At 73.3% G+C, this 21,623-nt stretch carries 21 protein-coding genes; 10 read left to right on the forward strand and 11 right to left on the reverse strand.

Annotated elements, in window-relative coordinates; genetic code table 11:
- Nucleotides 1-32: 32 nt before the first annotated feature.
- Nucleotides 33-518, reverse strand: a complete 486-nt coding sequence (locus ACZ4V1_RS19250; protein ID WP_468337183.1) for a hypothetical protein — start codon at nucleotides 516-518, stop codon at nucleotides 33-35.
- Between the two features lie 140 nt (nucleotides 519-658).
- On the opposite strand from ACZ4V1_RS19250, the gene ACZ4V1_RS19255 reads away from it, so the two are divergent.
- A complete protein-coding gene (locus ACZ4V1_RS19255) occupies nucleotides 659-1,195 on the forward strand; it encodes a hypothetical protein (protein WP_468337186.1) in 537 nt (178 codons plus the stop codon).
- Here the strand turns inward: ACZ4V1_RS19255 and ACZ4V1_RS19260 are convergent.
- From ACZ4V1_RS19260 to ACZ4V1_RS19280, 5 genes are all read right to left on the reverse strand, one after another.
- Nucleotides 1,131-2,243, reverse strand: coding sequence for a rhamnogalacturonan acetylesterase (locus tag ACZ4V1_RS19260; protein ID WP_468337189.1), 1,113 nt, complete (start codon nucleotides 2,241-2,243; stop codon nucleotides 1,131-1,133). The genes ACZ4V1_RS19255 and ACZ4V1_RS19260 overlap by 65 nt on opposite strands.
- Nucleotides 2,240-3,364, reverse strand: coding sequence for a glycoside hydrolase family 43 protein (locus ACZ4V1_RS19265; RefSeq protein ID WP_468337192.1), 1,125 nt, complete (start codon nucleotides 3,362-3,364; stop codon nucleotides 2,240-2,242). Before ACZ4V1_RS19265 ends, ACZ4V1_RS19260 begins: the two co-directional genes overlap by 4 nt.
- Before the next feature lie 136 nt (nucleotides 3,365-3,500).
- Nucleotides 3,501-4,160 (reverse strand): response regulator, encoded by a 660-nt coding sequence (locus ACZ4V1_RS19270; protein WP_468337195.1) that lies wholly within the window; start codon nucleotides 4,158-4,160, stop codon nucleotides 3,501-3,503.
- The gene (locus ACZ4V1_RS19275) at nucleotides 4,157-5,407 is read right to left on the reverse strand and encodes a sensor histidine kinase (RefSeq protein WP_468337198.1); all 1,251 of its coding nucleotides are present in this window, start codon (nucleotides 5,405-5,407) and stop codon (nucleotides 4,157-4,159) included. Before ACZ4V1_RS19275 ends, ACZ4V1_RS19270 begins: the two co-directional genes overlap by 4 nt.
- Complete coding sequence (locus ACZ4V1_RS19280) at nucleotides 5,404-6,240, reverse strand: lysostaphin resistance A-like protein (protein WP_468337201.1); 837 nt, start codon at nucleotides 6,238-6,240, stop codon at nucleotides 5,404-5,406. The genes ACZ4V1_RS19275 and ACZ4V1_RS19280 overlap by 4 nt, the downstream gene beginning before the upstream one ends.
- Nucleotides 6,241-6,402: 162 nt before the next feature.
- Here ACZ4V1_RS19280 and mmuM point away from each other — a divergent pair, with 162 nt between their 5' ends.
- The 6 genes from mmuM to ACZ4V1_RS19310 all read left to right on the forward strand — a co-directional run bounded on the left by mmuM (nucleotide 6,403) and on the right by ACZ4V1_RS19310 (nucleotide 11,856).
- Nucleotides 6,403-7,311 (forward strand): homocysteine S-methyltransferase, encoded by a 909-nt coding sequence (gene mmuM / locus ACZ4V1_RS19285; protein ID WP_468337204.1) that lies wholly within the window; start codon nucleotides 6,403-6,405, stop codon nucleotides 7,309-7,311.
- Between the two features lie 113 nt (nucleotides 7,312-7,424).
- Nucleotides 7,425-8,366 carry a DUF4129 domain-containing protein gene (locus ACZ4V1_RS19290; RefSeq protein WP_468337207.1) on the forward strand — a complete coding sequence of 314 codons (942 nt, stop codon included), beginning with the start codon at nucleotides 7,425-7,427 and terminating at the stop codon, nucleotides 8,364-8,366.
- Nucleotides 8,363-8,944: a hypothetical protein gene (locus ACZ4V1_RS19295; RefSeq protein WP_468337210.1), complete on the forward strand. Its 582-nt coding sequence runs from the start codon at nucleotides 8,363-8,365 to the stop codon at nucleotides 8,942-8,944. The genes ACZ4V1_RS19290 and ACZ4V1_RS19295 overlap by 4 nt, the downstream gene beginning before the upstream one ends.
- The gene (locus ACZ4V1_RS19300) at nucleotides 8,934-9,935 is read left to right on the forward strand and encodes an AAA family ATPase (protein ID WP_468337213.1); all 1,002 of its coding nucleotides are present in this window, start codon (nucleotides 8,934-8,936) and stop codon (nucleotides 9,933-9,935) included. The genes ACZ4V1_RS19295 and ACZ4V1_RS19300 overlap by 11 nt, the downstream gene beginning before the upstream one ends.
- Complete coding sequence (locus ACZ4V1_RS19305) at nucleotides 9,932-11,290, forward strand: DUF58 domain-containing protein (protein ID WP_468337216.1); 1,359 nt, start codon at nucleotides 9,932-9,934, stop codon at nucleotides 11,288-11,290. The genes ACZ4V1_RS19300 and ACZ4V1_RS19305 overlap by 4 nt, the downstream gene beginning before the upstream one ends.
- A complete protein-coding gene (locus ACZ4V1_RS19310) occupies nucleotides 11,287-11,856 on the forward strand; it encodes a hypothetical protein (RefSeq protein ID WP_468337219.1) in 570 nt (189 codons plus the stop codon). Before ACZ4V1_RS19305 ends, ACZ4V1_RS19310 begins: the two co-directional genes overlap by 4 nt.
- Here the strand turns inward: ACZ4V1_RS19310 and ACZ4V1_RS19315 are convergent.
- Nucleotides 11,820-12,266 (reverse strand): ATP-binding protein, encoded by a 447-nt coding sequence (locus tag ACZ4V1_RS19315; protein ID WP_468337221.1) that lies wholly within the window; start codon nucleotides 12,264-12,266, stop codon nucleotides 11,820-11,822. The genes ACZ4V1_RS19310 and ACZ4V1_RS19315 overlap by 37 nt on opposite strands.
- Before the next feature lie 112 nt (nucleotides 12,267-12,378).
- Here ACZ4V1_RS19315 and ACZ4V1_RS19320 point away from each other — a divergent pair, with 112 nt between their 5' ends.
- The gene (locus ACZ4V1_RS19320) at nucleotides 12,379-13,197 is read left to right on the forward strand and encodes a helix-turn-helix domain-containing protein (RefSeq protein ID WP_468337224.1); all 819 of its coding nucleotides are present in this window, start codon (nucleotides 12,379-12,381) and stop codon (nucleotides 13,195-13,197) included.
- On the forward strand, nucleotides 13,194-13,424 hold the full coding sequence (locus ACZ4V1_RS19325) for a DUF397 domain-containing protein (protein WP_468337227.1): 231 nt from the start codon (nucleotides 13,194-13,196) through the stop codon (nucleotides 13,422-13,424). Before ACZ4V1_RS19320 ends, ACZ4V1_RS19325 begins: the two co-directional genes overlap by 4 nt.
- On the opposite strand, the gene ACZ4V1_RS19330 is transcribed toward ACZ4V1_RS19325, so the two are convergent.
- A complete protein-coding gene (locus ACZ4V1_RS19330; RefSeq protein ID WP_468337231.1) occupies nucleotides 13,381-14,877 on the reverse strand; it encodes a carboxylesterase/lipase family protein in 1,497 nt (498 codons plus the stop codon). The two genes, ACZ4V1_RS19325 and ACZ4V1_RS19330, sit on opposite strands and share 44 nt — an antisense overlap.
- Nucleotides 14,878-15,046: 169 nt before the next feature.
- Between ACZ4V1_RS19330 and ACZ4V1_RS19335 the strand changes: the two genes are divergently transcribed.
- Nucleotides 15,047-15,385 carry an STAS domain-containing protein gene (locus ACZ4V1_RS19335; protein WP_468337234.1) on the forward strand — a complete coding sequence of 113 codons (339 nt, stop codon included), beginning with the start codon at nucleotides 15,047-15,049 and terminating at the stop codon, nucleotides 15,383-15,385.
- A gap of 39 nt (nucleotides 15,386-15,424) precedes the next feature.
- Here ACZ4V1_RS19335 and ACZ4V1_RS19340 read toward each other — a convergent pair whose 3' ends face one another.
- From ACZ4V1_RS19340 to ACZ4V1_RS19350, 3 genes are read right to left on the reverse strand one after another with little or no spacing between them, the layout of a single operon-like run.
- On the reverse strand, nucleotides 15,425-16,663 hold the full coding sequence (locus tag ACZ4V1_RS19340) for an alginate lyase family protein (protein WP_468337237.1): 1,239 nt from the start codon (nucleotides 16,661-16,663) through the stop codon (nucleotides 15,425-15,427).
- 27 nt (nucleotides 16,664-16,690) lie between these two features.
- Complete coding sequence (locus tag ACZ4V1_RS19345; RefSeq protein WP_468337240.1) at nucleotides 16,691-20,035, reverse strand: alginate lyase family protein; 3,345 nt, start codon at nucleotides 20,033-20,035, stop codon at nucleotides 16,691-16,693.
- Nucleotides 20,032-21,573 carry a glycosyl hydrolase family 28 protein gene (locus ACZ4V1_RS19350; RefSeq protein WP_468337243.1) on the reverse strand — a complete coding sequence of 514 codons (1,542 nt, stop codon included), beginning with the start codon at nucleotides 21,571-21,573 and terminating at the stop codon, nucleotides 20,032-20,034. Before ACZ4V1_RS19350 ends, ACZ4V1_RS19345 begins: the two co-directional genes overlap by 4 nt.
- Nucleotides 21,574-21,623 lie beyond the last annotated feature (50 nt).

Below are 21,623 nucleotides of genomic sequence, written 5' to 3' on the forward strand. Positions count from 1 at the left end.
CCTCGCCGTACGTCGGTGCCTCGCCCCGCACTTCACGGCCCGCGCCGACACGACCGGTCTCCCACCGCGTCGGCGCAGTAGGCGGATTCGGTGAGGTGTGCGGCGAGTTCGCGGAAGCTCCAGCCCTCGCCGGGCGAGTGGTCGAGCTGCTCGTCGGTCAGCGCGTCGAGGCGGTTGGCCCAGATCCGGGCGAGCCGGGTCAGGCGGCTGCGGGCCTCGTCGAGATCCTCCTGTGTGAAGGGGGCCCGGTCCGCGTCCGTGGTGATCACGGACGCGTGCCGGCCGTCGGGCCGCGTCTCCTCTCCGGCCAACCGAGCCTCCAGCTCCGCGAGATGGTCGACCGTGTGGTCGGCGACGCGCCGGATCGCCTTGTGCGGGGTGTGGACGCGGTCGTCGACGTGCACGGGGCGCCCGTCCCAGCGGGTCCAGGTGGCGGCCGGCGCGAGGACGTGGTCGACCATGCCGGTGACGGCGTCGGCGGGCGTGCGGGTGGCGGTGGCGGTGTTCGTGCCGCTCATGTCCCGCACGCCATGGGCCGGTTGCTTCGGTCCCCGCCGAAGTGTTCCCGTCCTCCGGGCGGGTACCCGGACGGTCACGCGACGTCACCACGAGGTCCGACTGCCCGAGAGGCGGTCATGAGGATGCCCGAGAGGTGGACATGAGGAGACGAGAGCGGCGCGACGGCTTCTCCGAGCCGCGATGGCGGGACAGGCTGTCGGTGATCGGCCTGGTGGCACTGGGCGCGGGCCTGGTCGTGCGCCTGATCGCCGGCGGGGTCGACTCATGGCCGTCGGCCCTCGTCGGTGCCGCCCTGATGAGTGTCTGGGTCGTGTTCCTGATCCGCCGCCGCCGTCGGCACGACGCGCGGGACACCGGCGCGGAGCCGGACGACGTGCCCGCCATGGAACGGCGGATCCTCAAGGGCGGGCCGCCTCCCGAGGATCCGCGCCACCGGCAGACCATGGCGGCACTGGTCGACTCCCGTCAGCGGCGGCTGCGGCGCAACCGCTGGTGGGCGTTCCCGCTCCTGGCGCTGATCTTCTTCGGTACGTCGGTCCTGTGGTTCGCCTCCGGCTCCGCCGCCGCCGGAGCCTGGACCCTCGTCCTGGCGGTGACGGCCATGGGCTGGTTCACCTGGTCCCACCTCCGCTTCGACCGTCGTCTGTCACAGATGCGGAGTCGGCTGCAGAGCTGAGCCCGGTCCGTACCGCGCCGCGCGGCACCAGGCGCCGGGCGACGAGCTCGTCCCGGACCAGGCCGGCGTAGACGGTGGCGCCGTGCGCGGAGGTGTGGGTGTTGTCCCGTTTCTCGTCGTAGAGGTAGAGGGACTTGGAGCCCTCCACGCCCAGGGACTCCACGAGCGCCTTCGTCTTCGCGGTCAGGTCGATCAGCGGCACGCCCTCGGCGGCGGCGACCGCGCGGACGACGGCCGGGTGGTCGACGCCGAGGCCGTTGACGAGCAGGGCGGTGCCGTTGTTCAGGGTGCCGTCCGCGTTGAACCAGCGGCGCACGACCGGTGTGACGAGGACGGGCCGTCCCCCGCGCTCCCGCACACCCGCCACCAGCGTCTCCAGGTTCGCCCGGTAGGTCGCCGCGTCGGTCGTCTTGTCGTTGTGCGCGAGTTGGACCAGCACCAGGTCGCCGGGACGGATCAGCGCCCGCGCCGTGTTCCACATCCGCTCGTCGGCCAGGTAACTGACCGTGCTCTCCCCGGAGTCGGCGTGGTTGGCGACGGACAGGCCCTTGCGGAGGTACTGGGGCAGTTGCTGGCCCCAGCCGGAGTACGGCGCCTCCGGCTGGTCGCAGACCGTGGAGTCCCCGACGAGCAGGACCTGCCGGACGTGCCGGGCCGGGGTCACCCTGATGTCGGCGAGGGCGGGCGCCGAGCCGCCGATCACCAGGCCCAGGCCGGGGCTGCCCTCGGGCCCGGCGGGCTCGCCCTCGGGTGTGCGCACGTCCACGGTGAAGCCGCGGGCGGCCCGCTCACCGGCCGCGGTCGCGGTCTCGGGCAGCAGGGACCGCCTGGTCTCGCCGCTGACGGCGGTACTGGCGGCGTCCTCGCCACCGAGCAGCACCTTCACGTCGTACGTGCCCGGCGGGACGTCGAAGTGGCAGGCGGTGGCGGTGCAGTGGGCCATCCCCGAGGGGCGGCCCCGCTCGGTCTGGGCGGCCTGCGCGGGTACGGCCGCCAGGGCGCCGGCGGCCAGCGTGGCGGCCACCAGGGTGGTGGCGGAACGGATCACGCCCTTTCCCCCGCCGTGTCGGCGACCGGGACGCCGAAGTCCGGTGTGCCGTCGGCGTGCCAGCCCAGCTTCTGGACGCGGGTGTGCCGGTTGGGGTCGTTCAGCGGGTCGCCGTCGATCTCCTTGTACTGGCGGGCGTGGTAGACGAGGACGTCGGTGCGGCCGTCCCGGTCGACGGTGAAGCAGTTGTGCCCGGGACCGTACTGACCGGTGGTGTCGTTGCTGGTGAAGACGGGTGTCGGCGACTTGGACCAGTTCGCGGGGTCCATCAGGTCGGCGTCCGCGTCGGCGGTCAGCAGGCCCATGCAGTAGTTGGCGTCGGTGGCGCTGGCCGAGTAGGTCATGAACAGGCGGCCGTTGCGGGCGATGACCGACGCGCCCTCGTTGACCTTGAAGCCGACGCACTCCCAGTCGTACTCGGGCGTGGAGAGCCGTATCTGCGGGCCCTTCAGCGTCCACGGGTTCGCCATCTCCGACAGCCACAGCGCGGTGTTGTTGTCCATGTCGGGCTCGTGCTGGGCCCAGGCGAGGTAGCGGGTGCCGCGGTGGGTGAAGGTGGTGGCGTCGAGGGAGAAGGTCTCCCACGCCGTCTTCACCTGACCCCGCTCGACCCAGGTGCCCCGGAAGGGGTTGGGGTGGGAGTTCTCCAGGACCCAGATGCGGATGTCCCAGACGCGCTCGGCCGGCGCGGCGGCGAAGTAGATGTACCACCTGCCCCCGACGCGGTGCATCTCCGGCGCCCAGATGTGCGCGCCCATGTCGCCGGTGGCGTGCTTGCGCCAGATCACGGACTCGTGGGCGGTGGCGAGGCCGTTCAGGGTGCGGGAGCGGCGCAGGATGAGGCGATCGTACTCGGGGGCGGTCGCGGTGAAGTAGTAGAAGCCGTCGGTGTGCCGGCGGATGTGCGGGTCGGCGCGGTTGCGGACCAGGGGGTTCACGTACGGGGCCGCCCTGCCGGGCGCTGCCGGCGCGGCGGAGGCCGCGGCGGGGACGGCGGGGACGGCCGCCAGGGCTCCCGCGACCGCGGCGCCCTTCAACAGCAGGCGTCGGCCGAGGGCCGCGGGCGGGACGGACTGAGCGGACTCCGTGGGCTGCACGGGCTGATCGTCGGCGCGGCTCATGCGGGCTGCCTCTCGACAGGGCACACGACACGACTGGTTCGTCATATCGAACACCATCTGTGATTACGAACGTCGAAAAGGTAAGGGTGTGACATGCGGAGGTCAACGGGTCCGACGCCGACACCCGCGCCGGGCGTCAGGTCACCAGGCCGTGGCGGTAGGCGTAGACGACCGCCTGGACACGGTCGCGGAGTCCGAGTTTGGCGAGGATGCGGGACACGAAGGTCTTGACGGTCTCGTGGCTGATCACGAGGGCCGCGGCGATCTCGCTGTTCGACAGGCCGTCCGCGATGAGGCGGAGCACCTCCAGCTCGCGCGGGGTGAGGGGGATGTCCCGGGCGGCGCCCTCGGCGGGCCGGATGCGGGCGGCGTACCTGCCCACGAGCCGCCGCGTCACCTCCGGGTCCAGCAGCGCCGCGCCCATGGCCACGGTCCGGATGCCGTGCAGCAGCCGGTCCGGCGGCGCGTCCTTGAGCAGGAATCCGCTCGCTCCCGCGCGCAGCGCCTCGTAGACGTACTCGTCCAGGTTGAACGTCGTCACCACGAGCACCTTGACGGGGTGCCGCACCCCGGCGCCGGCCAGCAGGCGGGTGGCCTCGATGCCGTCGAGCACCGGCATGCGCACGTCCATCACCACGACGTCCGGGCGCAGTTCGGCGGCCAGGCCGACGGCGGCCTGTCCGTCCCCGCACTCGCCGGCCACCTCGAGGTCGGGCTGGGCGTCGACGATCGTCGCCAGTCCGGTGCGGATCAGTACCTGGTCGTCGCAGATCAGGACGCGGACCGGCGCGCTCATGACGGGCTCCCCGCGGGTATCCGGGCCTGCACGACGAAGCCGCCGCCCGCCCGGTGGTCCGCGCTGAAGTCGCCGCCCAGGACGCCGACCCGTTCGCGCAGCCCCGCCAGGCCCCGTCCGCTGCCGCCGGGTGACGCGGCCCGCGAACCGGAACCGTCCGTGCCGACCTCCACGGTGATCTCCCTTTCGCCGTGGCGCACCAGGACCGAGGTGCGGCTGCCGTGGTCGTACTTGAGAGCGTTCGTCAGGGCTTCCTGAACGACCCGGTAGGCCACGAGGTCGGCGCTGCCGGTCGAGGCCGGCGGTGTGCCCTCCTCGGTGAACTCCACCGGCTGCCCGGCGCGTCGCGTCTGCTCGACGAGCGTGAGCAGTCTGCCGACGGGCGGCGTCCTGGCCTCGGTGCCGTGACCGGTGCCGTGCGCGTGGCCCGTGCCGGTGCCGTGCGCGGGGCCGGTGCCGTGCGCGGGGCCGGTGCCGTGCGCGGGGCCGGTGCCGGTGCCGTGGTCGGGGTTGAGCAGGTCGAGCAGGTGCCGCAGGTCCGTGATGGCCCGCCGGCCGGTGTCGCTGACGGCGGTCAGGGTCTGGTCGAGGCGATCGGGCGCGGCGGTGAGATACCGTGCCGCCTCGGCCTGGACGACCATCGCGGTCACGTGGTGGGTCACGACGTCGTGCAACTCCCGGGCGATGCGGGTTCGTTCGGCGGCGCGGGCATCGTCGGCGACGCGGGCCCGGCGCTCGGCCTCCGCGGTCCGGGCGGAGCGCATCCAAGCGCCGGCACCCCACGTGAGAGCGATGGCCAGGTAGAACGTCACGAACTCGGCCACCGGTTCGCCCGGACCACGCCGGTGGAGCACGATGGCCAGCGGCACGTACGCGGCGGACAGCGCGAGCACGGTGACGCGCCGGTACCGCTCCAGATGGGACCCGGCGCTCAGCAGCGCGATGGGCAGCGCGGTACCGGCGAGCAGGTGGTAGCCATTGACCTGGTCGACGGCAAAGCCGAGCGTGATCAGCGCGAGGCAGAGGACGGGCCACCGCCGGCGCAGGGCGAGCGGAAGGCACTGGAGCACGGCCGCCACGCCGCCCAGCGTGTCGACGGGCTGGGTCGCCAGACCGCCGACCTCCGTCCCGTTGCCGCGCAGCCCCGGCAGGAACGACGCGACGAGGAGCAGCACCCCGAACGGGAGGTCCCGGACCGTGACGTCGAGCCGGTGCCACAGCTCCGGAACCCGCCGACGGTCGATCACCGGGGAAGTGTAACGGTGGAGTTGACACGCGCGGCTCGCCGGGAACGGGGCTTGATGTTGCCGCGCCGGTGGGCCAGCCACAGGAACACGACCGTCAGCAGTGCTCCGAAGCCGATCGCGTAGACGCTGCCCTCCGGTCCGAACCCACCGCCGGTGAGCAGCTCCGGCCCCGACGTCGCGGTGTCGAGCAGACCCTGGCTGGCGCCGTTGCCGGACACCTCGGTACTGAAGATGCCGGCCGCGGCGTAGTTCCAGCCGAAGTGCACGCCGATCGGGACCCACAGGTTGCGGGTGGCGGCGTACGCGGCGGCGAGCATGAAGCCGGCCTCGATGGCGATGGCGATCGCGCCCCAGAGGGTCGCGTTCTCGTTGACCAGGTGCATGAGGCCGAACACGATGCCGGTCAGCACGAGCGCGATGTACGTGCCGGTGCGCTCCTCGATGATCCGGAACAGGACACCGCGGAAGACCACTTCCTCCGCCACGGCCGCGCCGGCCATGAAGCCGACCAGTCCCACCGCCCCGGCCGGTGAACCCAGGCCGTCGATCTCGTAGTGACCGGCGACGTAGAGGTTCGCGATGACGGCACCGAACATCCCGACACCGATCAGTATCCCCCAGCCGGTCTTGACGACGGCGCCTTCCCGGGCCACGTCCAGGGCCGCCCGGTGCTCGGTGCGCCGCACCACCCACGCGTACACGAGGATCGCGAGCGCGGCCGAGGTGAGACCGACGACGAGCGACAGCCAGTCGTTGTCCCTCACCGCGCTGACGGCACTGCCGGTGATGGCGAACATCACCATGACGGCGAGGAACTGCCAGACAAACCTCACGGGGAAACTCCTTGATCGGGGCCGCGGCCGGAGTGCCGCGGACTGCACTGGACGCTACGGATCCGGCGGCCTGAGATCGTCACCTCACGGTGGACACCTGGCCGTAGCTCGCACGGGGGACAAGCCCCCCGGACCCCCGGGCGGACTGGCTAGCCTGGCGCCATGACCAGCGACTTCGCCGACGCCCTCGCCTCCGGCCGCCCGCTCGTGCTCGACGGCGGGATGTCCAACCAACTGGAGTCGGCCGGGCACGACCTGAGCGACGAACTGTGGTCGGCGCGGCTGCTCGCCGAGGATCCGGGCGCGATCGCCGAGGCGCATCTCGCCTACTTCGGGGCGGGCGCGGACGTGGCGATCACCTCCAGCTACCAGGCCACCTTCGAGGGCTTCGCCCGGCGCGGCATCGGGCGGGAACGGGCCGCCGGACTACTCGCTCTCAGCGTGGAGCTGGCCCGGGACGCGGCCCGACGGGCGCGGGCGTCCCGTCCGCTGTGGGTGGCGGCGTCGGCCGGCCCGTACGGGGCGATGCTCGCGGACGGCTCCGAGTACCGCGGCCGGTACGGGCTCGGTGCCGGTGAGCTGGAGCGCTTCCACCGGCCCCGCCTGGAGGTCCTCGCCGCCGCCCGGCCCGACGTGCTCGCGCTGGAGACGGTCCCCGACACCGACGAGGCCGCGGCACTGCTGCGGGCGGTGCGCGGACTGGGCGTGCCGGCCTGGCTGTCGTACACCGTCGCGGGCGGGCGCACCCGCGCCGGTCAGCCGCTGGAGGAGGCCTTCGCCCTGGCCGCGGACGCGGAGGAGGTGATCGCGGTGGGCGTGAACTGCTGCGCCCCCGAGGACGTGGCCGGCGCGGTGGAGACCGCCGCCCGGGTCACCGGCAAGCCGGTCGTCGCCTACCCCAACAGCGGGGAGGCCTGGGACGCGGAGGCACGGGCGTGGCGAGGGCGCTCCTCCCTCGCCGCCGGACAGGTACGGGACTGGCGGGCGGCCGGGGCCCGGCTGGTCGGCGGATGCTGCCGGGTGGGGCCGGAGACGATCAGGTCGGTCGCGGCGGCGCTGACACCGGGGTGACCGGTGACAGATGGCCGCGGCGCCGCGAGCCGTACCGTGGGCGGCCGGTGCGGCGTGTGCCAAGATTGCGGTGAACTGGCGTTCGGGGGCGACGGGTTCAGCAGGGGGACGGCGTGGAAGAAGACGGGGGACGGGCGAGGCGGCGCGTGGTGCCCGGGGCGGCGGTCGCCGTCTCGGTGGTCGGGGCGCTGGCCGTCGCCGCGCTCGCGCTGCGGCCCGCGGAGGGGCTGTTGCACTCCGGCGTGGGGCCGCTGGGCCACTGGGGCATCGTCGCCATCGGGTCGTCCGTCGCCTGGGCGGTGGGGGTCGTGATGGCCGTCAAGCACCTTCGCCCCCGGTTCAACACCTACCGTGCCACGCTGCCACCGGGCGAGGAACGGCTGCGGGAGATCGCCGCGCCACTGCTGCTCGCCGCGGCGGGTGTCATCGGCGTCCTGGCTCTCGTCCTGCACCGGTTCTCCCCCGGCAGCACTCGGTCCACCCCGCCGCCGGTCGTCCCGGCCCCGGTTCCCGCCCAGCCGGAGCTGGGCAAGCCGCTGCCCAGGGAGGGCCCGGAGGATCCGGCGCACCCTTGGTCCCTGCCGCTGTACCTCGTACTCGGCCTGCTGGCCGCGGTCGTCGTCCTGGTCGTCGCGGTGGCCGTGGTGCGACGACTGCGACGGCTCGGGCTCAGGGTGCCGCAGCACCCCGGCCGCCCGGGCACCGTGACGGAGGACGACGACGCGCGCCTGCTCCTGTCCGCCGTACGGTCGGGCCGCCGCGCACTGGCCGCCACCGGTGACGCCCGTACGGCCGTCATCGCCTGCTACGCCGGGATGGAGGACGCCCTCGTCGCGTCCGGCGTGCCGCGGCACGTCTCCGACAGCCCCGCCGATCTGCTCACCCGCGCCGTCGACGCGGGCCTCGCCCCCGGTCCGGCCGCGCCGCGGCTCACCGCGCTGTTCCGCGAGGCCCGCTATTCCTCGCACCCGATGGACGCCTCGCACCGCGAGGCCGCGGCCGGCGCCCTGGAGGACATCGCCGCACTGCTCCGCAACCGGGAAGGCGCGCGGTGAACCGGCCGGCCGGGCAGACTCCGGGAGAGGACATCCTCACCCTGGGCCGGCTCGGGCTGTTCGGCGGCGCGGTCGCCGGCTCCGGTGTCCTGCTCGTCCTGCTCCTCGACGGTGCCGAGGCGGCCGGAGCCCTCCTGACCCTGCTCGTCGTCGTCGCTCTGATCGTCTCCCGGTACGTCGCCGGGGCGGGCGCGCTCGACTCCGGACGCCGGGACGAGGTGCGGCTGCTGCGGACGCGGGCGCCGGGTATGGGCGAGTGGCGACGGAACGTGGGGACCGCGACCGGACCGGACGGCGCCCTCTACTACCGTGCGGTGCTCCGGCCCGAGCTGCGCCGTCTGTACGCCGCCGCGCTCGCCGAGCACCACCACGTCTCGCTCGACCAGCAGCCCGAGCGGGCGGCCGAGCTGATCGGCCCCGAGCTGTGGCCGTGGCTCGGCCCCGTGCCGCCCCGGACCGGGCCCGACGGCGAGGTTCCCGTCGACGTGCTGCGCCGCCTCGTCGACCGGCTCGAAATCCTCGGCGCTCCCCGCACCCGTACCCCCGCACCGGTAAGGAACAAGCGACGTGACGACTGACCCCACGCCCCGGCTCCGCACCGCCGAGCAGGTCGGCGAGCAGGCCGGCGCCGTACTGCGCGAGATAGGCCGTGCCGTGGTCGGCAAGCCGGACGCCCTCGAACTGGTGATGCTGGGCGTCCTGGCCCGCGGCCACGTCCTCGTGGAGGACCTGCCGGGGCTCGGCAAGACGCTCCTCGCGCGGTCCTTCGCCACCACGCTCGGCCTGGACTTCCGCCGCATCCAGTTCACGCCCGACCTGCTGCCGTCGGACGTCACCGGGACGCCGCTGTACGACCAGCGCAGCGGTGAGATGGTCTTCCACCCCGGCCCGGTCTTCACCCACCTCCTGCTCGCCGACGAGATCAACCGGACGCCGCCCAAGACCCAGGCCGCGCTGCTGGAGGCGATGGCCGAGTCGCAGGTGACCGTGGACGGCGAGACACGACCGCTCGCCGACCCGTTCCTGGTCGTCGCGACCGCCAACCCGGTCGAGTACGAGGGCACGTACTCCCTGCCCGAGGCCCAGCTCGACCGGTTCCAGCTGCGCGTGCGGATGGGCTATCTGACCGCCCGGGAGGAGCTGGCGATGCTGCGGGCCCGGATCGACCGGGCCGCGCCCGAGGCCGTGCTCGACAGGCTCGCGGGGCCGGAGGACGTCGTGGCGTGGCGGGCCGTCGTGGAGCGCGTGGAGATCGACGACGACCTGCTGGAGTACGCCGTCGCGCTCGTCGGCGCGACCCGGGACCATCCTCAGATCAGCATCGGCGCCTCGCCGCGCGGCGGACTCGCCCTGGTCCAGCTCGCCCGCGCCCGCGCCGTGCTGGACGGCCGCGACTTCGTCGTCCCGGAGGACGTCAAGGCCCTCGCGGTGCCCGCGCTGGCCCACCGGGTCTCGCTCCGGCCGGAGTTGTGGGTACGCGAGGTGTCCACGGACGACGTGCTTCGCGAGATCGTCGGCAGTGTCGGCACGCCGACGACGCGGCGTACGACCGCCGCCGTGTCGTCGTGACCGCGCCCGCGCCCGCTCCCTCTCCCGAGCCGCCGCCGAACGCCGCCGCGGTCCGCGCCCTGGAAGGGCGCACCTCCCCGGCGCAGCCGCCGCCCCCGCCGCCCGGCGGGCCTCGCCCGGGCGAGCGGACGCTGCGCCTGCTGACCGTCGCCGCCGTCGCGCTGTCCGCCGCACTGCTCACCGGGCGGGCGTGGCTGCTGGCGCTCGCGGCGGCGCCGCTGGTACTGCTCGCGCTGGCGCTGCCCCGCGCCCACCCCCGGCGCGTCGAGACGTCGGTGACCGTCGAACCGGGCCGCTGCTTCGAGGGCGACACCGTCACCGTCCGCGTCTCGGTGGCCCACGACGGGGACGCCGTCCGCCTCGACCCCGGTGTCACGCTCGGCCCGGGGCTGCGGCTCGACGAGGTCGTCGTCGGCCCGTCCACGGTGACGCTGCGACACACCGCGCTGCACTGGGGCCGCTGGTCGCTGGGGCCGGTGGACCTCGACGTGTACGACGCCGGGGGCACCGTGCGCCGCACCGTGCGCGTGGCGGCGGCCGAGGTGTCCGTGTTCCCGCGCGCCACGCGGGCGACGTTCACGCCGATCCCGGCACGGCTGCCGCAGCGGCTCGGCGAACACGCCTCGCCGCAGGCCGGAGAGGGCGTCGAGGTCATCGGAGTGGGCCCCTGGGTGCCGGGGGAACGGCAGCGGCGCATCCACTGGCCGTCGACGACCCGGCGCGGGTCGGTGCAGCTGCACCGGTTCGCGGCCGAGCGGGCCGCGGACACGGTGATGCTGCTCGACGCGTTCGGGGACGTCGTCGACCCGGTGACCGGGCTGTCGTCCCTGGACGAGACGGTGCGGGCCGCCACCGGGCTCGCCCGGGCCTACCTGCGCACCCACGACCGGGTGGGGGTCGTCTCGACCGGGGGCACCACGCGATGGCTGGCGCCGGGCACCGGGGACGCGGCGTTCTACCGCATCGTGGAGAGCGTCCTCGACGTCCGCAAGGACCGGCGGTACGACGCGCCCGGCCTCGAACGGCTGCCGCCGCCCGCGCTGCCGGAGGGAGCACTCGTGTACGTGTTCACCCCGTTGAGCGACGCACGGATGCTGAAGGTACTCCGGGACCTTCAGGCGCGGGGCCGCCGCCCGGTCGTCGTGGAGATCCCGAGCGGGGACCCGCAGGTGGAGCCCGGGGACGCGGCGGGCGAGCTGGGGCTGCGGCTGTGGCACGCGGAGCGGGACGCGATGCGCTTCGCCCTGCGGGACAGCGGGGTGCCGGTGCTGCGGCACGTCGTGGGTGAGCCGTTGGACCTGGCGTTGGCGCCGCTGCTGTCGGGGCGGATCGGCGGGAGGGGGCGCGCGGGATGACGGTGCTCGACGCACGGGTCGGCTTTCGGGCGTACCTGGCGTACTGGGCCGGCACCCTGCCGGTCCGTCTGCTCGGAGCGGCGTCCGTCGTGATGGCGTGGCGGCCGTGGTCGGTGAACGGTGGGCCGGGCGCGGTCGTGTTCGGCTGCGCGGTCGCCCTCGCGCTGGGGGCGGCGCCGTCGCTGGACCGACGGCCTTCGCTGGAGTCCGCGCGATGGTCCCACCGCCTGCTGCGGCACCGGACGACGGTGCTGGCGGGGGGTGTCGTGGTGATCGCGGCGTTTGGTGACCCGGCCTGGTGGGAGGGCGCCTGCGTGGCCGGGCTGCTGGTCGCCTACCTGGTGGCGAGTGAGACCTGGCCCTGGAGGTGGGGGCGCGGGGCCGCCCGCGTGTGGGCGGAGGCGATCGCGGCCTGCGCCGGAGCCGGCGTGGTGCTGGCCGCCTCGGTGGTTCCGGTGAGCGGTGCCGGCTTCGGGCCGGGGCGGGTGATCGCCGCCGGGGTGGTGGTGGGAGTCGCGGTCGTCGTCGCTCAGGTGACGGGCGCTCGGCGGTGGGGCGGGAAGTAGGCGCCGCCCAGCTCGCACCACACCGTCTTGCCGGGGTCGCGCTCCGCCACGCCCCACTTGTCCGCCAGCTCCGACACCAGCAGCAGCCCGCGCCCGCCCTCCCCGGGCTCCCGTACGTCCGTCTGCGGCACCGCCGGTACGCCGTCCCCGCTGTCGTGGACCTCGACGCGGACGCCGTCGCCGTCGCCGTACGGCAGCAGGCGGAGCAGGAAGCCCCGGCCGGGCGGCACGCCGTGCACCAGGGCGTTGGTCGCCAGTTCGCTGACGCACAGCACCACGTCGTCCACGCGCTCGCACATGCCCCACTCGGCGAGTACCTCGCGCGCGAACGCCCTCGCGGCGGGGACCGACCGGCGTTCCCGGCGGTAGAGGCGTTCACGGGGGGACGGGGGTCGAGTTTCCTTGTTCACGTGACGAGGGTCACGCTCCGTGGTCATGATGAGACAGAGCGCGCTGCCGTACAGCCGGTCTGTACGGGTGCGCGACGGTGAACGTACGCGCGCGGGTGGGGAGTTCAGCCTCATGGGCACGACGACACGGAGGAACGCCTCCGCGATGAAGATGGTGGGGGCCCTGCTCGCCCTCTACCGCAGGGAAGCCGGACACACCCAGAGGTCGCTGGGCGAGCGGTTCGTCATCGGCGAGGAGCAGATCGCGTCGATCGAGCAGGGCAGACGCCCGCTGAAGCCGGATCTCGCCGAGCAGCTGGACGAGCTCCTGGGGACGAAGGGGGCGTTGTCGGTTGCGTTGAGCAGGATGCCGGAGGTGGATCTGGTTCCGTTGTGGGCGGAGGAGTATCTGGATCGGGAGCGGGAGGCCATCGCGATCTCGTCCTACGAGAACCAGGTTCTGCCGGGTCTGTTGCAGACAGAAGCGTATGCACGGGCAGTCTTCCGCAGCCGCATCCCGATGCTCAGCGAAACCAAGGCCGAGCAGCACGTAGCGAAACGCACAGAGCGTCAGGAGATCTTCCACCGCGAGGAGCCACCGATCGCGTGTTTCGTCATCTGGGAGGCGGTGCTACGGGATCGCCTGGGCGGAGACCAGGTCTACGTCGCACAGCTACGCCACCTCCGGGAGCAATCCGCGCTTTCCGGACTGACGTTGCAGATCCTGCCCCTGGGACGCACCGCTCACGCAGCTCTCGACGGGCCTTTCGTTCTCCTGGAGACTCCCGAACACCAGCGACTCGCTTACACGGAAACCCAGCGCGGAAGTCAACTGATCGCGAACCCCGACGAGGTGGCGATCCTCACTCAGAGGTGTGCGATGCTGCGGTCACAGGCCCTCAACCCAGAAGACACCAGGGACCTGGTGGACCGTCTGCTAGGAGACCAATGAGCAGCACCGCACTTCGGTGGTTCAAGTCGAGCTACAGCGGCAGCGACGGCGGCAACTGCATCGAAGTCGCCTACGAATGGCGCAAGTCCAGCTACAGCGCCAGCGACGGCGGCAACTGCGTGGAAGTAGCCACTCACCCCACCGCCGTCCACATCCGCGACTCCAAAACCCCGGAGGGACACGTCACCGTCGAACCAGCCGCCTGGGCCGCATTCCTCGCATGGTGACGTCGGCCTTCCACAGGTCGAACTGGGCGTCGAGCGGCCCGTACGCCGTGTGCGGGGCCCCGTCGCCGAAGACGCGCACGGGATGCGTGGCGTCCCACGCCGTCCAGCCCGGGGCGCCGGTCTCGGCGAACCGCACCCACGCCCCGTGCATCGCGTCGGCCAGCTCCTGCGGAGCACCCTCGCCCGCGAGCCTGCGTGAATCGGGCGTGTGCCCGGAGTCGAAGACGAAGCCCAGTTCAAGGGCGTGGCAGGCGCCGAGGTCGGGCAGCCCGGACGGCCAGGCGAACTCGTAGACGTACGACGATCCGGGCCGCGCGTCGGCCAGGCGGTGCATCGGGATGCGGAGCAGGTGGTCGGTGACCAGCTGGCCGACCGTCTCGGCGGCACCGGCGTGCACGGCGCGGTAACCGCGTACGACCTCGTTGCCGCAGTGGCAGCGGGCACGCGCGCCGGCCAGGGCGACGGCGCCGAGGCGGTCGACGCGTTCGAGGAGGCCGCCGGGGACCAGCCAGAGCCGGTACTCGTCGCGGGTCCAGCCCATCATCAGGTCGACGCCGGCTGCCGCCCCGCCCTCGACGAGCGCCTCCAGCGGATCGCGGGGTACCACGTCCCCGTCGACGACGATGCCGAAGGCGGGCCCGCCGAGTACGGGGCTGCTGAGCCGGCCCACGTCGGCCTGCGCGCGCAGCAGCTGGTCGCGGTCGGTGGCGGCGAAGGCCTCCGCGGTGGCGGGGATCTTCAGGCGGGAGGCCATGCGGCGGACCATCCGCCGTACCTTGTCGCGCTCGGCGGCCTCGGGGGCGCCGCTCTGCAGCACGGCCCGCCGGAAGAGGCCCCGGGCCTGCGGGGCAGCGAGGAGGGCGCCGGTGCTGATGGCGCCGGCGGACTGGCCGGCGAGGGTGACCCGGTCGGGGTCGCCGCCGAACGCCGTGATCGACTCCCGCACCCACTTGAGGGCGGCGAGCTGGTCGCGCAGGCCGGCGTTCGCGGGGGCGTCCGGGAAGAGTCCGTAGCCCTCGACGCCCAGCCGGTAGTTGATCGAGACGCAGACCACGCCGTCCCGGGCGAAGGTGCGCCCGTCGTAGACGGGCACGGCGGAGGAGCCCCTGGTCAGGGCGCCGCCGTGCAGCCAGACCAGGACGGGCAGGCGGGCGCCGGGGCCCGGCTCGGGGGTCCAGACGTTGAGGTTGAGGCAGTCGTCGCCGGGGACCGCCGGGTCGGAGAGGTACTGGGCGAAGGCCTCGGAGTACGGCGGTTTCGGGGCCGTGGGGCCGAAGGAGCCCGCGTCGCGCACACCGTCCCAGGGCTCGGGCGGCACGGGCGGCCGGAACCGGCGGGGGCCGAAAGGGGGCGCGGCGTAGGGGATGCCCCGGAACACGGCGATCCCGTGCTCGTACCTGCCGCGTACGGCCCCGTACGGCGTGGTGACCACGGGGTTCGTCCGGCCTGCCATGACGCGCTCACCAGCCCTTCGCCGCACTGATGCACTGCTCATGTCAGAACGGCGGCGCGGGCGGATCTATTCCGGCGGGCTGTTCCGGACGTCCCGTTCGACGCCGCCGGGGCAAGCTGGGGGACAATGGGAGCACGTACGCCCGCCATGTGCTGCTGAGGAGGCCGTCGTGACCGTCGACCCTCATCGCCCCAGCCAGTCCGCGCCCGTGAGGATCGTAGAGGCCGACGGGCAGCACGCCGTGCTTGCCTTCTCCGGCAACCTGGGCGCCCCCGCGCTGCGCCTGCTGGAAGAGCTTCTTCTCGACCACCGCCTGCGGCAGCCGGGCACGTGGACGCTGGAGATGAGCGAGCTGGAGCACATCGACCTGGCCTGCGCCTACGCGCTGCTACGGGCGGTCACCCGGGCCCCGGAGCCGGCCGACATCACCGTCCGCGGGGCCCGCCCGGCCGTGCACCGGACCTTGCGGCACGCCGGTCTCGACACCGCCGTCACCTACGAGCAGTGACCGGCCGGCGACCTCGCGTCAGGACGCCGACCCGCCGTGTCACTTCGCGTACATCAGGGTGCCGAAGCCGAGCTGGTCGAAGCCTCCGCTGTTGGGGCCGTAGTCGCCGCCCCCGCCCTCGGGGCGGACGCTGTCGGCCATGGCCCGGATGTAGGGGACGTCCAGGCCGCGCCGGCGGCCGTAGTGGTACCAGAGGGTGTCCCACACCGGCCTGATCTGGCCGCGGCTCGCCGCCGAGACGGCGGCGTGGGAGCGCTGGGCGCAGTTCTGGCCGGTGCCCCAGGTGTAGGTGGTGAAGGGGACGTCCTGGCCGAGGTTGTACCTGGCGACGTACTGGGCGGCCTTCATGAACCGGTTGTCGTCGTAGCCGTACAGGTCGTCGCCCTGGGACCAGGCCGTCTCGCAGAAGGCGCCCATCAGGCCCATGCCCATCACGGTGTGCCCCTGGTCGCGGCCGGACTCCTGCCACTGGCCCAGCGCGTGGCCATCGACGTCGTGGAGGAACGGGACGGCGTGCCGGATGGAGCCGTTGCCGGCGCCGTTCTTGAAGTAGTCGACCGCCTGGTCGTACTTCGCGGCGTCGTCGCACAGGATGCCGATGGCGAGGATGGAGTTCATGTTGCACAGGTCCCAGTTCGCCCAGTAGTTGGTGATGCAGGCGTCGTTGTGCTCGTTCAGGAACCGGTTGTTGAGCGGGTAGAAGACGTCGAGCATCATCTTCTTGAAGCGGTCGAGGTCGAAGTCGGCGTGGGCGCGCACGAGTTCGGCGGCGTTGGCGAACTGGTAGCCGTAGATCCCGGCCGCGAGGTAGCGGTCGGCGTTGCCGGTGACCTCGGTGAGCGTGGACGACCAGGCGTTGAGGATGCGGACGGCGCAGTCGCCGTTGGCGTCGGTGCCGGCGATCCTCCAGCGCAGGGCGTTCTGGTAGGCGGCGTGGATGTCGTTGTAGAGCAGCGTGTAGTTCTGGCCGGTGCCGCCGCGGACGACCGTGGCCTGGGGGCGGGGGGTCCAGGTGGCGGCGGAGTGGCCGTTGGCGGTCAGCCGGTTCCAGCCGGACAGCCAGGGGTCGTCGCCCGCGGCGACCCGTACCTTGGCGCGGTTCAGCTCGCCGTATGCGTGCAGCATTCCCGGGTGGGTGAAGGTGGCCGGGGCCGCCTCGGCGGCGTCGCCGGTGACGGACGCGGCGTAGGTGCCGACGGCGAGGGCGGCGGTGAGACCGCCGGCGGTCTTCAGCAGACCGCGACGGCTCGGCCGCCTGTGGGGGGAAGTGCGGCTCATGGCGCTTCTCCGTTTCGTGGGGGGGTGTCAAGCTGAAGTGATGCGCACCTTGTCAAACTCGGTGGTGCAGCGGACCAGGGGGCTGCGGGAGCAGACTACGAGGCCCACGTAGTAGGGGGCGTCGCCGAACCCGGGGATCTCGCCGGAGGCGAGCGTGGTCCAGGTGGCGCCGTCGTCGGCGGAGGCGTGGGCGGTGAAGGTGGTCCCGGTGCGCCGGAGCCGCAGCAGGCAGGGGGGCGTGACTGCGCCGTCGCCGGTGAAGGACGATTTTCCGGCCACCGTCGGGCGCAGCATCAACCGGGCAGCGGTGCCGCCGGTGACGATCGCTCCGGCCGCCTGGTCGAACGGTGACAGGGACTTGGCCATCAGCAGGCCCACCTGGTCGGCCGTGGTGCCGGTACGGGAGAGCAGCCGGGCGGTGATTTCGCGGTCGCCGGTGATGGGCTGCCGTACGAACTGGCCCGTCATGCCCTGGTTGTTGACGCTGAGGTCGGTCCCGGCGCCGCGCACCACGAAGGTCCCGTCCTCGTGGGCGGTGCTCCCGGGTGTGCGGACGGCGGCGACGCCCAGGGTCGCGTGGTCGCGGTCGTCCAGGATCACGTCGCCCAGGTCGCCGTACGCCCAGGGGGCGGGTGGCGGCGTGCCGACGGTGAGGTGGAGGAGGCCGGCGCCGGTGCCGGCCGCGTTGCCCGCCGTGGTGCGGACGGTGAACTCGCCGGTGCCGGTGGGGGTGCCGGAGATCAGGCCGGTGCGTCCGTCGAGGCGGAGGCCGTCGGGCAGGCCGCGCGCGGTGAACCGTACGGGCTCGTGCGCGGCGCGCAGGAGGTGGTGGAAGGGGACGCCCCGGTTCGCGAACGCCGTCGTGGGGGACGTGGGTTCGGGGGCGGCCGGGTGCGGCATGCGGGCGGACGCCGGTGCGGAGCGCGGACCGCGGCCGGCCCGGTTCGTCTTCGCGACGGAGTAGTGGTACGTCGTCCCGGGCCTGCCGGTCGCGTCGGCGTACCGCACCCGGGCGCCGAAGCCGACCGGGCCGACGTCGTGTGCGATCGGCCGGAAGGGGCCGTCGGACGCCGGGGCGCGCAGCACCGTGAACCGGGCGGAGGGGTCCGGGTCGGTCCAGGCCAGCTCGACGGCGTCGGCTCCGGCGGTGGCGTGCGGGCCGTTCGCGGTGCGGGCGGGGCGGGGCACCGACCAGACCTCGCCGCCGGTCGCGGACTCCACGGTGACGTTGTCGAAGGCGCCGGTGCCGGTGCCGGCGTACTCCTCATCGACGCCCAGGCAGGAGGTGAGGACGAGACCCGCGTACGCGGTGCGGCCCAGGTCGACCTCGGTGGTGCCGACCTCGGTCCAGTGCACGCCGTCCGGGGAGATCGCCCCGGTGCAGCGGCGGCCCCTGCGGGTCACCCGGACCCAGTACGGCGCCCGCAGCCGGTAGCCGTCGCCCGCGCCCTCGACGTACGGGGCCTCGATGGGCGTCGCCGACTCCGGCAGCGCACCCAGGTCGGAGATCGGGAAGGACGCGTCCACCGTGATCGCCCGCTGCTGGGTGGGCGGCACGGGTGTGCCGCCGGTCGCGGAGACGGCGGCCCCGGCCCTCGGGCGGACGGTCCACACACCGCTCCAGGTGTGCAGCGGCAGGCCCTGGACCAGCATCGAGGCGTGCGCGGCGGCCGGGTCGAGGGAATCGCGGAGGGTGACGCCGGTCTTGGCGTACTGCGAGCTGAGCGGGAACACGATCCGTGCGGTGACGCTGCCGTCGCCGCGCAGCGGCAGGTGGGCGAGGCGGTAGGTGTCGGCGGTGCCGCTCGCCTCCAGCACGAAGCGCTCGCCGTCGTAGGCGGCGGAGCCCGGGATCCTGACCTGCCCGAGGTCGCGGGAGGACCAGGGGGCGGGGAGGCCCGCGGCAGCGGCGGCGGGTGCCGAGGCGGGGCTGGTGCCGTGGTCGCCCGTGGCGGTGACCGTGTAGCAGTACGTCCGCCCGGAGCGGCGTCGTACGCCGGTGTCCGTGTGCGACGGCTCGGTCAGTCCGGCGGCGATCACCTCGTACGGGCCCTCGGGGCGTCCGGCCCGGCGGACGGTGTACGTCGTCGCCCACGCGGACGGCAGCCAGGCCACGGTGACCCCGTGGTCGCCGCCCGCCGCCGTGAGGCCCGCGGGCGCCGTGGGTGCGGAGGAGGGCGGGGCGGCCCTGGTTCCGGCGCAGGTGAAGGTGCCGAAGCCGGGCAGGTCGTCGTTGGCGCCCTCGACGACGCGGGTGCCGTCCGTGCCGCGGAAGAGGGCGGCCCTGGTGTGCGGGGCGTCGAGGCCGCGGACACCGGCGTAGTGGGCGTAGTACATCTCGTAGGCCGGGGGCAGGTTGCCGCGGGCCTTGGCGGAGACGGTCGTCCTGATGTACTTGCCGGTGCGGTCGAGGTCGGGGGTGAAGGGGACGTCGCCGCCGAGGTTGTAGCGGGCGGCGTACTCGGCGTTGGCGAGGATGCGGTTCCCGTCGAAGCCCCACAGGTCGACGCCCTGGTTCCAGGCGACCTGGGCGGCGTCGCCCATCAGGCCGACGGCGAGCTGCTCGTGGCCCTGGTCGCGGCCGGACTCCTGGCCCTGGCCGGTGGCGGTGACGACGCGGTGCGGGACGCCGCCGTTGCCCGCGCCGGCGGCGGCGAAGCGCAGGGCGTCCTCGAAGAGGGTGCGCTCCTCGCAGAAGACGCCGATGGCCAGGATCGTCTGGACGGACGTCAGGTCCCAGTTGCCGTTGGCGTAGAGCATGTAGCCGGACACCGCCGGGTACCAGACGTCCAGGAAGGACCGCTCGCAGCGGGCGACGTCCGCGTCCGGCCAGCCGTCGTAGCCGCTGTGGCGCAGGAGTTCGGCCGCGTTGACGAACTTGAAGGCCTGGAGTCCGGCGCCGAGCGGTCCGTCGGCACCAGTGACCGTGGTCAGGGACGCGGACCAGGCGTCGAGGATGTCGCGGGCCTTGTCCGCGTGCGCCCGCCGACCGGTGACGCACCACATCAGGGCGTTCTGGTAGGCGGCGGCCGAGTCGGCGACGGCCTCGTTCATGTGGTCGCCGGGGCCGCGTCCCCAGGAGGTGACCTGCCCGGTGTTGCGGACGGTGTACGTCGCCCGCGAACGGGCGTGGGTGGCGAAGGCGAGGTAGCCGTCGTGGACGGGCGACTCCTCGGCGGCGACCGCGGCCTTCATGCGGGCGAGGTCGTCGGCGGTGTGCAGCAGGCCCGGGTGGGTGAAGGAACGGGAGCGGGTCCTGTCCGACGTGGCCCTGGCCGCACCGGGCACGAGCAGTCCGCTCGCGCCCGATGCCAGCAGCAGGGCCGCGGCGCCGCCCAGGAAGCCGCGGCGGCTGGTCGGTGGGATGGTCATGACGCGGCGGCCGCCTCGGCCTCGGCGGTGGTGAGGAACCTCAGGTTCGTGACGTGCTCGTTGGCGTGCATCGGGACGAAGTCGGTGGTGAGGTACCAGCCCGGTTTGCGCATCGAGTCCGCGATCACCGTGCCGTTGAGGACCAGGTTCTCGAAGGTGACGTCCTTGACCGGGTGGTCGGCGTCGTAGCCGAGCAGCATGCAGGTCGCCAGGGGCTTGCCGGTGTAGGAGAGGTCCTTGACGTGGACGTTCTCGATGCCGCGGCCGACCGAGGTGTTGTACTTGGTGTTGTACATGACCCGCATGTGGATGAGCTGGCCCCAGCGGAAGTCCTCGACGCGGACGCCGTCGACCCGCACGTTCCTGATCAGGTTGCTGTCACCGGCGTTGAGGGCGATGCAGCCCTGGTAGCCCATCTGGGGTTCACGGTGGTCGCAGATGTCCAGGTTCTGGAAGACGAGGTTCTCCAGGACCTCGGGGGCGGCGGTGTTGCCGTGCGTGCCCACGTTGACCGGGTGGGCGACGTCGGCCCAGAGGGTGGAGTTGCGGACGGTGATGTTCCGGGTGTCGCCGTAGTACTCCCAGCGGTGGGTGTAGATCGCGACGCAGTCGTCGGAGTTGCGCATGAAGACGCCGTCGATCGTGACGTCGGTGCTGGAGAAGACGTCGATGCCGTCGCCCCAGCCCTTGGAGCTGAAGGCCGCCATGTCCCGGATGGAGACGTCCGCGGACTCGCCGACCTGGACCGCGTAGCCGTTGGGGTTGAGCATGGTGACGCCGCCGACGGAGACGTCCGTCGAGCCCTCGACGAGCACTCCGCCCGCCTTGGTCCCGGCCAGCAGTCCGCGGCCGGCGAGCCGGGCGTCCCGTACGTCCTTGAAGCGGACGGTCGCCTTGAGGAGGGCGCCGCCGTGCAGGTACACGGTCTTGCCGGAAGGGACGTCGAGGAAGCCGTCGGGGGTGGTGTGGACGCCGGGGCCGAAGTAGAGGACGTCGGGATCGTCCTGCTCCGGCCGCCTCCTCTCGGTCTCGCGGGCGAAGAGGTGGAGGCAGTCGAAGAGGTCGTCGTTGATCTGGACGACGACCTTCCGCGGCCGGTCCAGCGTGAAGCGGAGCGTGTCGGCGCGCACTTCCGGCTTGATGCCGTACGAGTCCGGCCGCACCCGGACCTTCCGTACGCCGCCCTTGATGTACGTCACCTCGACCTCGACCTCGCCGGAGAAGTCGAAGTGGGCGAGGGAGGAGTCGAACTGCTTCTTGCTGCCCGTGCCGGGGTTGATCTCGGCGAGGGTCGGCCGGTACACGCCGAGCGTCTGCCAGCGGCCGCCGGGCGTGCGGGCCTTGACGGTGAAGCTGTCGGTCTTGACCGGGGCTCCGGCCGGCACGGGATACGTCACCAGCCGGGGCCGGTCGCCCGAGGACTCCTCCGCGCGGGCCGCCGTGGCCGTGGCGTGGGTGAGGCCGGCGGCCAGTGCGGTGGCGCCGGCCGCCTGGAGGGCGGTGCGACGGGACAGGGACGGAGACGGAGACGGGGGCATGGGTACTCCTTGCGGGAAGACTGGCCGACCGACGATAGAAACCGGTTACC

The sequence above is a fragment of the Streptomyces sp. NPDC028991 genome (assembly GCF_055564775.1).

Excerpts from the sequence above, each read along its gene's own strand:
- ACZ4V1_RS19270 (WP_468337195.1), bottom strand. The coding sequence starts at position 4,160 with ATGAGCGCGCCGGTCCGCGTCCTGATCTGCGACGACCAGGTACTGATC.
- ACZ4V1_RS19345 (WP_468337240.1), bottom strand. The coding sequence starts at position 20,035 with ATGACCATCCCACCGACCAGCCGCCGCGGCTTCCTGGGCGGCGCCGCG.
- mmuM (WP_468337204.1), top strand. The coding sequence starts at position 6,403 with ATGACCAGCGACTTCGCCGACGCCCTCGCCTCCGGCCGCCCGCTCGTG.
- ACZ4V1_RS19310 (WP_468337219.1), top strand. The coding sequence starts at position 11,287 with ATGACGGTGCTCGACGCACGGGTCGGCTTTCGGGCGTACCTGGCGTAC.
- ACZ4V1_RS19320 (WP_468337224.1), top strand. The coding sequence starts at position 12,379 with ATGGGCACGACGACACGGAGGAACGCCTCCGCGATGAAGATGGTGGGG.
- ACZ4V1_RS19350 (WP_468337243.1), bottom strand. The coding sequence starts at position 21,573 with ATGCCCCCGTCTCCGTCTCCGTCCCTGTCCCGTCGCACCGCCCTCCAG.
- ACZ4V1_RS19250 (WP_468337183.1), bottom strand. The coding sequence starts at position 518 with ATGAGCGGCACGAACACCGCCACCGCCACCCGCACGCCCGCCGACGCC.
- ACZ4V1_RS19265 (WP_468337192.1), bottom strand. The coding sequence starts at position 3,364 with ATGAGCCGCGCCGACGATCAGCCCGTGCAGCCCACGGAGTCCGCTCAG.
- ACZ4V1_RS19330 (WP_468337231.1), bottom strand. The coding sequence starts at position 14,877 with ATGGCAGGCCGGACGAACCCCGTGGTCACCACGCCGTACGGGGCCGTA.
- ACZ4V1_RS19340 (WP_468337237.1), bottom strand. The coding sequence starts at position 16,663 with ATGAGCCGCACTTCCCCCCACAGGCGGCCGAGCCGTCGCGGTCTGCTG.
- ACZ4V1_RS19255 (WP_468337186.1), top strand. The coding sequence starts at position 659 with ATGAGGAGACGAGAGCGGCGCGACGGCTTCTCCGAGCCGCGATGGCGG.
- ACZ4V1_RS19325 (WP_468337227.1), top strand. The coding sequence starts at position 13,194 with ATGAGCAGCACCGCACTTCGGTGGTTCAAGTCGAGCTACAGCGGCAGC.